The sequence below is a fragment of the Delftia sp. GW456-R20 genome, from assembly GCF_001622915.1.
Classification (GTDB): Bacteria; Pseudomonadota; Gammaproteobacteria; order Burkholderiales; family Burkholderiaceae_C; genus Comamonas; species Comamonas acidovorans.
The window spans coordinates 908,499-921,566 of sequence record NZ_LWCN01000004.1; the positions used below are offsets into that span (position 1 = coordinate 908,499).

At 68.4% G+C, this 13,068-nt stretch carries 14 protein-coding genes; 5 read left to right on the forward strand and 9 right to left on the reverse strand.

Annotated elements, in window-relative coordinates:
• Position 1: 1 nt before the first annotated feature.
• Complete coding sequence (locus A4F85_RS09485) at positions 2–1,312, forward strand: NtaA/DmoA family FMN-dependent monooxygenase (protein ID WP_063326426.1); 1,311 nt, start codon at positions 2–4, stop codon at positions 1,310–1,312.
• 27 nt (positions 1,313–1,339) lie between these two features.
• Here A4F85_RS09485 and A4F85_RS09490 read toward each other — a convergent pair whose 3' ends face one another.
• The 9 genes from A4F85_RS09490 to A4F85_RS09530 all read right to left on the reverse strand — a co-directional run bounded on the left by A4F85_RS09490 (position 1,340) and on the right by A4F85_RS09530 (position 9,954).
• Positions 1,340–2,035: a response regulator gene (locus tag A4F85_RS09490; protein ID WP_012204984.1), complete on the reverse strand. Its 696-nt coding sequence runs from the start codon at positions 2,033–2,035 to the stop codon at positions 1,340–1,342.
• Entirely contained in the window at positions 2,032–3,699 is a 1,668-nt protein-coding gene (locus A4F85_RS09495; RefSeq protein WP_063326427.1) for an ATP-binding protein, read from the reverse strand. The genes A4F85_RS09490 and A4F85_RS09495 overlap by 4 nt, the downstream gene beginning before the upstream one ends.
• A gap of 12 nt (positions 3,700–3,711) precedes the next feature.
• Complete coding sequence (locus A4F85_RS09500; protein ID WP_063326428.1) at positions 3,712–4,629, reverse strand: dioxygenase family protein; 918 nt, start codon at positions 4,627–4,629, stop codon at positions 3,712–3,714.
• An 82-nt stretch (positions 4,630–4,711) separates the two neighbouring features.
• The gene (locus A4F85_RS09505; protein ID WP_063326429.1) at positions 4,712–5,011 is read right to left on the reverse strand and encodes a hypothetical protein; all 300 of its coding nucleotides are present in this window, start codon (positions 5,009–5,011) and stop codon (positions 4,712–4,714) included.
• 173 nt (positions 5,012–5,184) lie between these two features.
• Positions 5,185–6,243 (reverse strand): Ldh family oxidoreductase, encoded by a 1,059-nt coding sequence (locus tag A4F85_RS09510; RefSeq protein WP_231890514.1) that lies wholly within the window; start codon positions 6,241–6,243, stop codon positions 5,185–5,187.
• Complete coding sequence (locus A4F85_RS09515) at positions 6,236–6,760, reverse strand: gamma carbonic anhydrase family protein (RefSeq protein WP_013802883.1); 525 nt, start codon at positions 6,758–6,760, stop codon at positions 6,236–6,238. The genes A4F85_RS09510 and A4F85_RS09515 overlap by 8 nt, the downstream gene beginning before the upstream one ends.
• 4 nt (positions 6,761–6,764) lie before the next feature.
• Positions 6,765–7,748: a tripartite tricarboxylate transporter substrate binding protein gene (locus tag A4F85_RS09520; protein WP_063326430.1), complete on the reverse strand. Its 984-nt coding sequence runs from the start codon at positions 7,746–7,748 to the stop codon at positions 6,765–6,767.
• Positions 7,749–7,825: 77 nt separating this feature from the next.
• The gene (locus A4F85_RS09525) at positions 7,826–8,971 is read right to left on the reverse strand and encodes a CaiB/BaiF CoA transferase family protein (protein WP_331710723.1); all 1,146 of its coding nucleotides are present in this window, start codon (positions 8,969–8,971) and stop codon (positions 7,826–7,828) included.
• Positions 8,972–9,000: 29 nt separating this feature from the next.
• A complete protein-coding gene (locus tag A4F85_RS09530) occupies positions 9,001–9,954 on the reverse strand; it encodes a hydroxymethylglutaryl-CoA lyase (RefSeq protein ID WP_063326432.1) in 954 nt (317 codons plus the stop codon).
• A gap of 114 nt (positions 9,955–10,068) precedes the next feature.
• Here A4F85_RS09530 and A4F85_RS09535 point away from each other — a divergent pair, with 114 nt between their 5' ends.
• The 4 genes from A4F85_RS09535 (at position 10,069) to A4F85_RS09550 (ending at position 12,914) form a co-directional block, all read left to right on the forward strand.
• Positions 10,069–10,983: a LysR family transcriptional regulator gene (locus tag A4F85_RS09535; protein WP_063326433.1), complete on the forward strand. Its 915-nt coding sequence runs from the start codon at positions 10,069–10,071 to the stop codon at positions 10,981–10,983.
• Between the two features lie 69 nt (positions 10,984–11,052).
• Positions 11,053–11,706 (forward strand): cytochrome b/b6 domain-containing protein, encoded by a 654-nt coding sequence (locus A4F85_RS09540; RefSeq protein WP_063326434.1) that lies wholly within the window; start codon positions 11,053–11,055, stop codon positions 11,704–11,706.
• The gene (locus A4F85_RS09545) at positions 11,703–12,494 is read left to right on the forward strand and encodes a molybdopterin-dependent oxidoreductase (RefSeq protein WP_063326435.1); all 792 of its coding nucleotides are present in this window, start codon (positions 11,703–11,705) and stop codon (positions 12,492–12,494) included. The genes A4F85_RS09540 and A4F85_RS09545 overlap by 4 nt, the downstream gene beginning before the upstream one ends.
• Before the next feature lie 105 nt (positions 12,495–12,599).
• Complete coding sequence (locus A4F85_RS09550) at positions 12,600–12,914, forward strand: pentapeptide MXKDX repeat protein (RefSeq protein WP_012204972.1); 315 nt, start codon at positions 12,600–12,602, stop codon at positions 12,912–12,914.
• The last annotated feature ends 154 nt before the right edge of the window (positions 12,915–13,068 follow it).

A 13,068-nucleotide genomic window follows, 5' to 3' on the forward strand; every position in this document is an offset into this window, starting at 1 on the left:
CATGACAACCCGCAAACCCCTGCACATCGGCCTTTCGCTGGCCCCCACCTGGCTGAGCGGCGACGCCTGGCGGCGGCCCGGCAGCAATATCGAAGGGCTGTACTCCAGCGACTTCGCCCTGGACCTGGCCCGGCGCGCCGAGGCCGCGCACCTGGACTTCGTCTTCCGCCCGGACGTGAGCTTTCTGCCCATGGAGGCGCTGGAGACGGGCGCGGGCTTCGCCAGCCTGGACCCCACGGTGCTGATGGCCGCGCTGGCGCGCGAGACCTCGCGCATCGGCCTGGTGTCCACGGTATCGACCACGTTTTTCCCGCCCTATGCGGTGGCGCGCCAGCTGCAGTCGCTGCACTGGATCAGCAACGGCCGCGCCGGGTGGAACATCGTCACGGCCCTGCAGGGCCACGAGAACTTCGGGCTGCAGGCCATGCCCGATGCCGATGAACGCTATGCGCGGGCCGCAGAGTTCACCGACGTGGTGCGCCGGCTGTGGGCCAGCTTCCCCAACGAGGCCTTGAAGATCGACCGGGACAGCGGCCGCTACGCCGATGCCTCGCTGGTCCACCCCATAGACCACGAGGGACCGCACCTGAAGGTGCGCGGCCCGCTGAACCTGCCGGAGTTCGGCGGCCCGCGCATTCCGCTGGTACAGGCGGGCGCGTCCAGCACAGGGCGCGACTTTGCCGCATCGGTGGCAGACATAGTTTTCGCGCCCACGCCGGACCTGGACGCGGCGCTGGAGCTGCGCCGGGACCTGTCTCAGCGCGCACAGCGCCATGGCCGCCGGGCGCAGGATGTGCGCCTGCTGCCCGGCCTGAGCCTGTACCTGGCCGACACCCGCGAGCAGGCCCGGGAGATGTTCCAGCAGACGCACGGCCGGGTGGACAGGGGCCGCAAGCTGGCATCGATCAAGGCCATGGTCGGCCTGGACCTGACGGACTGGCCCGCAGACCGGCCGATCACCGCAGCCGACCTTCCGGCCCCCGTGGCAACCCCGTCCAGCCGCACGCATGCGGGCCTGCTCAGGCGCCTGATGGAGCGCGAATCACTGCGCATCGACCAGCTGCTGCAGCGGCCGGAAATCCTCTCCGCCGCGCACTGGCAGGTGGTCGGCACGGTGGACGATGCCGTGGCGCAGATCACCGAGTGGAGCGCCGCTGGCGCCATCGACGGCTTTCTGGCCGCGCCCGGCGGCTCCGTCGAGTCCCTGCATTGCGTGCTGGAGCAGCTGGTGCCGCGCCTGGTGGAGGCCGGCCTGTTCCGCTCCCGCTACACGAGCACCACGTTCATGGAGCACCTCGACGAGTCGAGGTAGGGGCTGCGCCCTGCCCTCGCCGGGCCTTCACTGCGCCCGCGTGTCGGAACCGCCATCGGGCTCGAACGCAAAGCCCACGCCATAGACGGAGCGAATCCACTCATGGCGGTCGTCCGCCGCCTTGAGTTTCTTGCGCAGGTTCTTGATGTGGCTGTCGATGGCGCGCTCGTTCACGTCCAGCGTGTCGGCGCAGGCCAGCTCCAGCAGCTGCGCGCGGGAGTACAGGCGGCCGGGCTGACGCATCAGGGCCTGCAGCAAGGTCAGCTCCCGCTTGGTCAGCGGCAGCACGCTGCCGTTGAGCATGGCGCGGCCCTGCTCGGGCAGCAGCGTCAGGCGTTGCTGCGCGGGGCCGGGGCCGGCACTGCGGCGCAGCACGGCCTTGACGCGGGCCACGACTTCGCGCGGGGCGAAGGGCTTGCAGATGTAGTCGTCCGCACCCAGCTCCAGGCCCAGCAGGCGGTCCATTTCCTCGACACGCGCGGTGAGCAGGATGACGGGGCTGGCGCTGTGGGGGCGGAACTGGCGCAGGATGTCCAGGCCGTCCAGCCCCGGCAGCATGATGTCCAGCACGGTGAGGTCGGGCGGGGAGCGCAGCATGCGGTCCAGTGCCTCGCGCCCGTGGCGGATGTGCTCGACTTCGTAGCCTGCATGGCGCAGGTAGTCGATGACGATGGCGGCCATGTCGGTCTCGTCTTCGACCAGGAGGATGCGGGCAGGCTTCATGGCGCGGGATTTTCCAGCAAGGGCAGCCACAGCGTGATGCGCAGGCCGCCGAGCGGCGAGGCAGCGGCCTCGATGCTGCCGCCATGGGCCTGGACGATGGTGCGGCAGATGGTCAGCCCCAGGCCGGAGCCGCCCAGGCCGTCGCCGTCGCGCACGCGGGAGGCATCCACGCGATAGAGGCGGTCGAACAGGCGCGGCAGGTGCTGGCTGGCCACACCGGGAGCCGTGTCGTCCCAGCACAGCTGCAGCATGCTGCGGTCCTGCATCTGGACAATTTCGGCAGACACCTGCAACCGCCCGCCCGCAGCCGTGTAGCGCAGGCTGTTTTCCAGCAGGTTGGCAAACACCTGGTGCAGCCGGTGCGGGTCGCCCTGCACCAGCGGCGGCGGAACGCGCGCAGCCAGCTGGTCCACGGTGGAGCGGTCCAGGCCGATGCCGACCTGCTCGAAGCCGGGCCGCGCGCCGTCCAGCGCCTCGCCCAGCAGGGTCAGCACATGCACGGGCACATGGCCCGAGCCGTGCAGGGCCTGCGGGTCGTCCAGGCTCACGCGCAGGTCGCTGACCAGCCGTATCAGCCGCATGATCTGCCGGTGCAGGCGCAGCGCCATGCGGTCGTCCATGGGCAGCACGCCGTCCTGCACGGCCTCGACCTCGGCGCGCATGGTGGACAGGGGCGTGCGCAGCTCATGCGCCACGTCGGCCAGCCAGCGCTGGCGCGAGGCCTCCATGGTGGCCAGCTGCACGGCCATGTCGTTGAAGGTTTCCGCAAGGCGGGCCAGTTCCGCATCGCCCTTGATGGCCACGCGCGTGTCCAGCCGCCCGGCCGCAATGCCGCGCAGGCCATCGACAAAGGCGGTCAGTGGCTCCAGCCAGCGCCGCGTGAGCCAGGCCGACAGCAGCAGCGCCAGCAGCAGGCCGGCCAGCCCGGTCCAGGCCACAAAACCCATCTGTTGCGCGAGGAAAGCGCGGTCCAGGTCGCGCTGCATGCCCTGCCCTGTCTGCACGGGGGACAGCACGATCTCGCCAATGGCCTGCCCGTTGGCGGCGCGCAGAACACGGTGCGCCGCACCTGGCTGCGGCGCCATGCCGGAGATGAGCTGGCCCTGGGCATCCAGCAGGCCCACGCGCGCCCACGGGCCGCCGAAGGGGCGGTCCGGCGGCGGGCCTGGGCGGTCTGGGCGGTCTGGGCGGTCTGTACGGTCGGAGTGATCTGAGTGATCTGAGTGATCTGAGCGATCGGCAGGCTCTCCGCCTTCCGGCCCAGGTGGCGGCGGAAACTCCGGGCCCGGCCCCGGACCGTGGCTTCCCTCAAAACCAGGCCTCGGCTCCGGCATGGGCATGGACATGGGCATGGGGGGCCGTGGCCCGGGCTCGCCCGCAGGAAAGCCCCGGCCCATGCCTGCACCAGGGCGCACCATGTCGCGCCAGAAACCGGGGTTGGCGCGCGCCGCATCCCAACCGCCGTTTTGCTCATGGTGCTGCACCAGCCGTTCGGCCAGCCCGTCCATGCCGGTCAGCTCCACCTCGGCCATGTACGGGCCCAGGCCCCGCTGCAGCCCCAGGCGCGAGAACACGAGAAACACCAGCAGCAGGGCCACCAGCAGCACGGCCAGGGCGAAGAAGGCCTTGTGCTGCAGCTTCAGGCGTGGGAGGCGGAGGCTCATTCAGTTGCTGCGTCAGACGGCAATGCCGATGGATATCGTGGCGGTGTGGCCATTGGTGGTGTCTCCGGTGAAGGTGGGCGTCTGCCAGGCGATCTGCTCGCTGGTGTTGTCGCCGAAGACATTGTCCGATGTCACGCTGACCCGCGACAGGTTGGAGACGCTGGCGCTGTAGCCGCTGACACCGGCATAGACGGTGCTGGCCACGTCCTTGGGCATGGCCATCTGCGAGGTCAGCAGCTTGTTGGTGTAGCTGCCGGCCGTGTTGAGGCTGCGGAACACCTCGAAGTGCATGTGCGGCCAACGCCCGTCATAGCAGCCCGGGAAGATGGTCACAAAGGTGCATTCGCCATTGCTGTCCGTCGCCTGCACGCCGCGCAGGAAGTTCTGGTTGAGCAGGTCGGTGGAGTACAGCGAATACTCGCCCTCGCGGGTGCAATGCCACAGGTAGATGGCATAGCCTTCCAGCGGGCTGCAGTTGGTGCTGACGTTGACCAGGGTGATCTTGAGCGTCAGCGGCAGGCCCGCAGCCGTGCCGCTCATGCCGCCAAAGCTGCTGCGCAGGTCGCTGCGCACCACGCCGCTTTGCGACAGCACATTGACCAAGCTGCCGCGCGAGCCGTTGGAGCCGTCGGCGGGGTAAGGGCCTTCGGTTTCCGTGGGATCGACCATGCAGGTGGTGGTGGTCGTGCCCGTGCCGGTGCCCGTACCTGTGTCGGTACCGGTGCCTGTTCCGGTTCCCGTGCCGGTCCCTGTCGAATCACCGGAATCACCTCCGCCGCCACCGCAGGCGGACAAGAGCGCGGCAGCGCCACCGGCAGCCATCAGGCCCAACAGGCGGCGGCGCTCGGACAGGCGGCGCGCCATGACTTGCAGATCGTGCTGAAGGCCCAGGTCGTGGGCAAGATCATGGGCATCGTGAGAGTGGTTCATGGGGATGGCTTTTTCATGAGGGCCTGTGCGCAGGCCCGTGGGTTGCAGACAGCCCGGCGGCGTGGCCCGCCGGGCCACGCGATCACTGCTGCGGATGGGGCGGCGGCCCGCCTGCGCCGGGCCCGCGGGCCGGCATGGCCACCAGCTGCCCGTTCAGGCTGCGGCAGGTGCCGGCCAGCGTCTTGCCATCGGGCATGGTCAGCGTCACGCTGTCGCCCTCGGCCTTGCCCTGGCAGGCCGTATAGGCCTCGGGCGGCGGCGACGGCGGATTGCCGTGCCCCCCGTGGCCCTGCGCATGGCTGCAGGCCGCCGCGAAGGCCGCCACAGCCAGCACCAGGGCCGGGCGAATGCGTGAAGCGTTGGTTTGCGAGAAATCAATCATGGTCTTTTCCTGGAGTTGCCAAGGAATTCTTGCGACCAATCTGGGGGGAAATTGGGAGAAGTGACCGTGATCGAAATGCATGCGGCAGGCGGCAAAGATCGCACCTACAGCCTGGAAGGCCAGCAGCTCAGCCTGGCCCAGTTGAAAAACGCGCTCTCCAAAAAATCAGCCGCTCACAACGCCAGCGCCACCCCGCTGAGCCGTGCCAGCGCCTGCAACTCATTGATCAGCGCAGACGACAGAGGGATGCCTTCGGCGCGGCGCTGGAGCTCGCATTCATGCTGGCGCAGTCCGGGATAGCGGCCTTGGGTGCCCTGGGCCGCGAGCAGGCCGGTGATCCAGCTGGCCATGTAGTTGTCAAATCCCCGGGGTGACGGTGCGGCCAGGGCTGGGTTGATGACCAGCAGAAAGGCGCAGGCGTTGGCGGTGGAACCTTCCGCCGATCCGGGTACAGCGGGCAGGAACAGGCCGCCGCCCAGCGCGCCCGCCAGGCATTCGACCACCATGGCCAGGCCCAGGCCCTTGTGGCCGGCCATGGGCTGCATGGCGCCCTGCAGTGCGGCGTGGGGATCGGTGGTGGGATGGCCGTGTTCGTCCAGCGCCCAATGCGGCGGGATTTGCGCATGGCCGTCGCGGACGGCAGCCATGACGGCGCCGCGTGCGACCGCACTCAGGGCCATGTCGAAGACCAGTGGCGGCCGTCCGGCCACGGGCGCGGCGAAGGCGATGGGGTTGTTGCCCAGCGCAGGCCGCGTGGCACCGGGCATGGCCATGATGGACGGCGTGCGCTGGCACAGCAGGGCCATGCAGCCCTGTTCCACGGCGGGCAGCAGCAGCACGCCCAGGGCGCCGAGGTGGCCGCAGGCCTCGATGTGGCAGGCCACCACGGCCTGGCTTGCGGCCCTGTCCAGGCAGGCTTGCAGCGCCAGCTCCAGCACGGGCTGGCCCAGGGCATGGTCTCCATGGCAGCGCAGCAGGCCGTTGCGCTCCTGCAGGCTGGGCTTGGCCCGTGTATGGATGGTGCCTTCGCGGATGCGCTGCACATAGGGCGGCAGCCTTGCCAAGCCATGCGTGTCCACGCCGCGCAGGCTGGTGCGCACCAGTGCCTGGGCGGTGGCCTGCGCGTGGCATGCGCTCACATCAAAGGCATGGAGCACGCCAGCAGCCCAGGCTTGCAGCGCTGCGGCGGGCATGCGCACGGCGTCGGTCAGCGGGTTCAGGGAATCAGTCAATGCGCTGCAGCTCCTGGCGAAAGGACATTGCACGCTCCACGTAGCTGGCGGCGCTTTGCAGCAGGCCCGCGACTTCTTCGTCACTGAGCGTACGCACCAGCTTGGCGGGGGCGCCAAGAATCAGCGAGCGCGGAGGGAACTGCTTGCCTTCGGTGACGATGGCGCCGGCACCCACCAGGCTGTGCGCGCCGATGACGGCACCGTTGAGCACCACGGCCTGTATGCCGATGAGCGAGCCCTCCCCCACGCTGCAGCCATGCAGCATGGCCTGGTGGCCCACGGTGACATGGGCAGCCAGGGTGAGCGCGAAGCCGGGATCGGCATGCAGCACGGCGCCTTCCTGCACGTTGCTGCCCTCGCCTATGCGCACGGGTTCGTTGTCGCCGCGCGCCACGGCGCCCGGCCAGAGGCTGGCGCCCTCGCCCAGTGTGACGTCGCCGATGAGCGTGGCCTCGGCCGCCACATAGGCGGATGCGGGCAGCCGCGGTGCCTTGTTCCGATAACGATAGAGGGCCATGCGCTTACTCCAGCGTGACATTGGCCTTCTTGACCAGGCGCGCAAAGCGTTCCTGCTCGGAGCGCAGGAACTGGGCTGCCGCCTCGGGGCTGTTGAGCACGGTGTATTCGTCGCGCCGTGCAAAGCCGGCCTTGACCTCGGGGTCGGCAAAGGCAGAGGCGATGCCGTCGTGCAGGCGCCGCACCTGGGCGGGCGGCATGCCCTTGGGGCCTATGGCGGCCACCCAGCCGGCGATGTCCACGCCGGGAAAGCCCTGCTCTGCCACGGTGGGCACATCGGGCAGCGATGCCACGCGCTCGCGGCCCATGATGCCGATGGCACGCAGCGCGCCGGATTTGAGGTGCGCCTGCGCCGTGCCCACGGCGATCACGCCGAAGTCCACCTGCCCGCTGAGCAGGTCCACCACCATCTGGCCCACGCCCTTGTAGGGAATGTGGCGTGCCGTGGTGCCGGCCGCGTCCAGAAAGACTTCGGCCGCGAGGTGGAAGATGGTGCCGTTGCCGGACGAGGCGTAGTTGAGGTCGCCGGGCCGCGCCTTCATGAGCGCCTGCAGTTCGCGCGCATTGCGCGCCGCCACCTTGGGGTGGACGACCAGCACGAAGGGAGAGCCGCCGACGATGGACAGCGGCGTGATGTCGGCCAGGCTGTCGTAGGGCAGCTTCTTGAACACGCTGGGGTTGACAGCATGGTTGTTGGAGATGAAGGCGATGGTGTTGCCATCGGCCGGCGCCTTGACCAGCATCTGCGTTCCCGTGATGCCGCCCGCGCCCGGCAGGTTCTCTATGACCACAGGCTGGCCGCCCAGCGAGCGCACCAGCGCAGTCTGGGCCGAGCGCACGATGGTGTCGGCGCCCGAGCCTGCCCCCACGGGCAGGATGACGCGCAGCGGCGTGCCATTTTGGGCGCGCACGCCCAGGGCAGCGGCCCCCAGCGATGCGCCGGCCAGGGCCAGCAGGGTGCGGCGGCGGAAGGGATGGGACGAGTGCATGGGGTTGTCTCCTTTTTGTGTTGTCTCATGCGCGCCGGGGTGGTTTTTCTGCGGCCTTCGGCGCCCGGGTTTGGCTGTCAGGTCCGTGATGCAAGGGCTCCGAGGATTTCTTCGGTGTGCTCGCCAATCCCGGCCAGCGGCATGCGCACGCCGGGACGGTGGCCGTTCATGAGCAGGGGCAGCAGCACCACGTCGGTCTGGCCGCCGTCTTCGGTCTGCATGGAAGCCAGGCCGCCGCTTTGGCGCAGGTGCGGGTCGTCCACCAGTTGCTCGGGCCGCGTGATGGGCGCGTAGGGAATGCCGGCGGCCTCCAGCTGCGGCGCGAGCCGGGCCGATTCATGGCTGGCCAGGATGGAGCCCAGCTCGGCCAGCAGTTGGGGGCGCACGGCCACACGGGCGGCGTTGTCGGCGTATTCGGGGCGCTGCAGCAGGTCGGCGCGGTCCAGCACGCGGCACAGGGTGGCGAACTGCTTGTCGCTGACGGCGCCGATGAACAACTGCTCGCCACCGGCCAGGGTGAACACGTCGTAGACGCTCCAGGCCGACACGCGCGAGGGCATGGGCGGCGGTGCCTCGCCCGTCATCAGGTACTGCTGCATGTGCTGGGAGGATAGGAAGACGCAGTTCTCGAACAGCGCGCTTTGCACCTCCTGGCCGCGCCCGGTGCGCTCACGCTCGCGCAGGGCGGCGAGCACGCCGATGGCGCCGAACATGCCGCCCATGATGTCGTTGACGCTGGTGCCCGCGCGCAGCGGCCGGCCCACGGGGCCGGTCATGTACGACAGGCCGCCCATCATCTGCACCACCTCGTCCAGCGCCAGGCGCTTTTCGTAGGGGCCGGGCAGAAAGCCCTTGTGGCTGACGTAGATGAGACCGGGCGAGCGCTGCGACAGCGTGGCGTAGTCCAGGCCCAGGGATTGCATGAGGCCGGGGCGGAAGTTCTCCAGCACCACGTCGCTGCCAGCGGCCAGCTCGGCAGCGGTGGCGCGGCCCGCTTCGGTGGTGATGTCCAGCACCACGCTTTTCTTGTTGCGGTTGAAGCTGCGGAAAAAGCCGATGCCCAGGCCGGGCAGCGTGCGCGTTTTGTCGCCGCCCGGTGGCTCGACCTTGATGACTTCGGCGCCCAGGTCGGCCAGGATCATGCCGCAGGTGGGGCCCATGACCATGTGGGTGAATTCGATGACGCGGATGCCGGACAGCGGCAGCAGGGGTTCGGTGGCCATACAGGTGTGCTCGTGGGAAGGTAAGGGGTTCATGCAGCGGCGGGGGCTGCGTCGGCGGTGACGCTGCGCGGCAAGCCCGCGCGCCACAGCGCGCCGTGCAGGCTTTCGCCGTCCAGCCAGGCGGCCACCTTGGCGCGCAGGCGCAGCAGGGCCTCGATGTCCAGGCCCGTGTCGATGTCCATGGTGTCCAGCATGAAGGCCAGGTCTTCGGTGGAGGCATTGCCGCTGGCGCCGGGCGCATGGGGGCAGCCACCAATGCCGGCCAGCGTGGCGTCAAAGCGCGTGACGCCGGTTTGCAGTGCGGCATGCACATTGGCCAGCGCCAGGCCACGCGTGTCGTGGAAGTGGCCGCACCAAAAGTGTTCGCCCGCAATGCGCCTCGCCTGCTCGAACAGCGATTGCACCTGGCCCGGCCCGCCATGGCCCACGGTGTCTGCCATGCTGACGCGGTCAGCCCCCGCGTCCAGCAGGGCCTGCATGCAGCGCAGCACCTCGGCCGGTTCCACCCGGCCCTGCAGCGTGCAGCCGAAGGCCGTGCCAATGCCGCCTTCGATCAGCATCTTCGAACCTGCAGCATCGCGTGCGGCACGCATGCGGGCTACCTCGGCCACGACCTCATCGGGCGTCTTGCGCAGGTTGGCCAGGCTGTGGGCATGGCTGGCCGACAGCGGCACCAGCATCAGGTCGGCCCCGCTGGCAAGGGCGCTTTCGGCACCACGCATGTTGGGCACCAGCACGGAGACGAACAGGCCCGGCAGCGTTCGGGCATAGGCCACCAGCTCGGCCGTGTCGGCCAGTTGGGGCAGCAGGCGCGCAGGGACGAAGGAGCCGACTTCGATCTCGCGCTGGCCGGCAGCGTAGGCATCGCGTATCCATTCCTTCTTGCGCTCGGTGGACAGCACGGTCTGGATGCTTTGCAGGCCATCGCGCAGGCCGACCTCGCGGATGACGGCGGACTGCAGGGCACGGATGGGTTCTGGCATGGGAAGGTTCGCGTGGGGTGGTTTGTCTTGAATGGCACTTTAGACATTCCCACCAGCGTGCAGAAGCGATAATTTTTCGCCTTAGAGTTTCCCAAATGGAAATCCATAACCGCCATGAAAGACCTGGACCTGACCACCCTGCGGCTCTTTGTCGCGGCCTGCGACCTGGGCAACATCGCCCGCGCGGGCGAGCAGCAGCACATCGGCTCATCGGCCATCAGCAAGCGCATGGCGCTGCTGGAAGAGCAGGTGCAGGCCCCGCTGCTGGAGCGCCACCGCCGCGGCGTAGTGCCCACGGCAGCCGGGCTGATGCTGCTGGAGCACGCACGCGCCATGCTGGCCAGCGCCGACCGCGCGGCCCGCGACATGGCGGCCTACCAGCATGGCGTGAAGGGCCAGGTGCGGATACTGGCCTCGGTGTCGTCGATTGCCGAGTCCCTGCCCGATGACATTGCGGCCTTTCTGCAAAAGCCCGAGCACGCGCAGATCCGCGTGGACATCGAGGAGCTGACCAGCAGCGAAATCATCCGATCCATCCGCGAAGGCCTGGCCCTGGTGGGCGTGTGCTGGAACGCGGCCGATCTGGAGGGCCTGCAGACCCTGCCCTACCGCTGCGACACCCTGGCCGTGGCCGTGCCGGCCGGCCACCCGCTGGCCTTGCGCGACAGCTGCAGCTTCAGCGAAACGCTGGATTGCGAGCATGTGGGCCTGCCCGCCTCCACGGCCGTCTACACCATGCTGGCGCGGGCGGCGGCCATCATCGGCCGGCCCCTCAATTACCGCGCCGTGGTCAGCTCCTTCGACGCCACGATCCGCTGCGTGCGCGCCGGCCTGGGCGTGGCCATCATGCCCAGGGAGATCCTGGGCATGGCGGGCTCCGGTCAGGGCGTGCAAGGCGTGAACATGGTGCCGCTCACCGATGCCTGGGCGCGGCGGCAGTTCGCCATCTGCTTCAGGGACGGCAGCCGGCTATCGCCTGCGGCGCGCACGCTGGTGGACTATCTGGCCGGGTGCGCCCAGGCGGGCTGAACAGGCCTTGGGAGTTATCACGATTAATTGAAGTTTGCGTGATACATCCGCTACGGGGTCCCTCCAACAATGGGACCCATGAACACCGCCCTCATCACCCCCCAACCGGCACAGCCCCAGGATGGCCAGCGCATCCACCCGCTGTGGCTGCGCCTCACGCATTGGCTCAATGCGCTGGCCGTGGTCATCCTGGTGACCAGCGGCTGGCGCATCTACAACGCGGCGCCGTTCTTTGATTTCAGCTTTCCGGGCTCGATCACGCTGGGCGGCTGGCTGGGCGGGGCGCTGCAATGGCATTTCGCGGCCATGTGGCTGTTGGTGTTCAACGGATTGCTGTACCTGTTGCTCAACATCGCCAGCGGCCGGTGGCTGCGCAAGTTCTTTCCCGTCAGCGTGCAGGGCGTGCGCCAGGACCTGGTGGCCGCCCTCAAGGGCCGGCTCTCGCACGCCGACCCGGCCCGCTACAACCATGTGCAAAAGCTGGCCTACCTATTCGTGGTGCTGGACCTGGTGGTGATCGTGCTGTCGGGCCTGGTGCTGTGGAAGTCGGTGCAGTTCCCGCTGCTGCGCGAGTTGCTGGGCGGCTATGAATCCGCACGGCGCGTGCACTTCTTCGGCATGGCTGCACTGGTCGCCTTTGTGGTGGTGCACCTGGCAATGGTCGCCCTGGTGCCCCGGACCTTCCTGACCATGATCCACGGCCGTGCGCCCAAGTCCCCATGAAAATCTTCAAAGCCCCTTCCCTGCCCGGCGTCGATGGCGAGGCCGTGGTGCGCGAGGCACGCTCGCTGATCGCCCGCAAGCTGGACCAGCCCGCACGCCGCGCCTTCTTGCAACGCTCGCTGACGCTGGGCGGCCTGTCCCTGCTCACGGGCTGCAGCATCAGCGATGACAGCCACGTCGAGGCCGCGCTCAGCCAGGTATCGCGCTTCAACGACCGCATGCAGGGCCTGCTCTTCAGCCCCACGCGGCTGGCGCCCACCTATTCCGCAGCCGAGATCACGCGTCCCTTCCCCTTCAATGCCTATTACGGAGAGGACGAGGTGCGCGAGGTGGACGGGGCCAGCTGGCGCCTGGAGGTGACCGGCATGGTCGCCGACCGCCATGCCTGGACCCTGGCCGAGCTGCGCGCCATGCCGCAGGACGAACAGATCACGCGCCATATCTGCGTGGAAGGCTGGAGCGCCATAGGCCGCTGGGGCGGCGTGCGCTTTGCCGATTTCCTGCGCCACATAGGCGCCGACACCAGTGCCAAGTACGTCGGCTTCAAGTGCGTTGACGACTACTTCACCAGCATCGACATGGCCACGGCCCTGCATCCGCAGACGCTGATGGCATTGACTTACGACGGGCAGCCCCTGCCGCCCAAATATGGCTTTCCGATGAAGCTGCGCATGCCCACCAAGCTGGGCTACAAGAACCCGAAGCACATCCAGGCCATGTTCGTCACCAACACCTACTCCGGCGGCTACTGGGAAGACCAGGGCTACAACTGGTTCGGAGGCAGCTGAGCGGCCTTCCAAGCCGCTGGGCCGCCAACGAAGGTGCGAGGCCGGGCCCATCCAAAGCCGGCCGATTTGCAATCCCGCAAACCGCTAATCCAAAGGAAGACTCAAATGACCAAGCTCACCACCACCCTGCTCGCCACCTGCCTCGCCCTGGCCGGTGCCACCACGGCATTCGCTGCGGATGAGATGGCGAAGGACGGCATGTCCAACGGAGCCATGTCCAAGGATTCGATGTCCAAGGATGGAATGAAGAAGGACTCCATGGCCAAGGACGGCATGAAGAAAGACTCCATGTCCAAGGACGGGATGAAGAAGGACTCGATGTCCAAGGACGGCATGCACAAAGATGGCATGCACAAGGACGGCATGTCCAAGGATGGAATGAAGAAGGATTCCATGGGCAAGGACGCCATGTCCAAATAAGCAGACGGACTCGCCTGATCCGTCTGGTGCCCTCCAGGCGGTCGGGCCGTCGGGGCTGCTTGGAAAGCTGACTGGGGCTGCCGATCAGGCAACCAGGCACAGAGCCCGGTCCTGCCTGCGCCCCGAATGCCCGCTCTGCAACAGAAGCGGGCCG

Bases quoted from the DNA above. Each gene is read 5' to 3' on its own strand.
- A4F85_RS09540 (WP_063326434.1), top strand. From the start codon at position 11,053: ATGGGACCCATGAACACCGCCCTCATCACCCCCCAACCGGCACAGCCC.
- A4F85_RS09495 (WP_063326427.1), bottom strand. From the start codon at position 3,699: ATGAGCCTCCGCCTCCCACGCCTGAAGCTGCAGCACAAGGCCTTCTTC.
- A4F85_RS09505 (WP_063326429.1), bottom strand. From the start codon at position 5,011: ATGATTGATTTCTCGCAAACCAACGCTTCACGCATTCGCCCGGCCCTG.
- A4F85_RS09500 (WP_063326428.1), bottom strand. From the start codon at position 4,629: ATGAACCACTCTCACGATGCCCATGATCTTGCCCACGACCTGGGCCTT.
- A4F85_RS09545 (WP_063326435.1), top strand. From the start codon at position 11,703: ATGAAAATCTTCAAAGCCCCTTCCCTGCCCGGCGTCGATGGCGAGGCC.
- A4F85_RS09490 (WP_012204984.1), bottom strand. From the start codon at position 2,035: ATGAAGCCTGCCCGCATCCTCCTGGTCGAAGACGAGACCGACATGGCC.
- A4F85_RS09530 (WP_063326432.1), bottom strand. From the start codon at position 9,954: ATGCCAGAACCCATCCGTGCCCTGCAGTCCGCCGTCATCCGCGAGGTC.
- A4F85_RS09515 (WP_013802883.1), bottom strand. From the start codon at position 6,760: ATGGCCCTCTATCGTTATCGGAACAAGGCACCGCGGCTGCCCGCATCC.
- A4F85_RS09535 (WP_063326433.1), top strand. From the start codon at position 10,069: ATGAAAGACCTGGACCTGACCACCCTGCGGCTCTTTGTCGCGGCCTGC.
- A4F85_RS09550 (WP_012204972.1), top strand. From the start codon at position 12,600: ATGACCAAGCTCACCACCACCCTGCTCGCCACCTGCCTCGCCCTGGCC.
- A4F85_RS09520 (WP_063326430.1), bottom strand. From the start codon at position 7,748: ATGCACTCGTCCCATCCCTTCCGCCGCCGCACCCTGCTGGCCCTGGCC.
- A4F85_RS09485 (WP_063326426.1), top strand. From the start codon at position 2: ATGACAACCCGCAAACCCCTGCACATCGGCCTTTCGCTGGCCCCCACC.
- A4F85_RS09525 (WP_331710723.1), bottom strand. From the start codon at position 8,971: ATGGCCACCGAACCCCTGCTGCCGCTGTCCGGCATCCGCGTCATCGAA.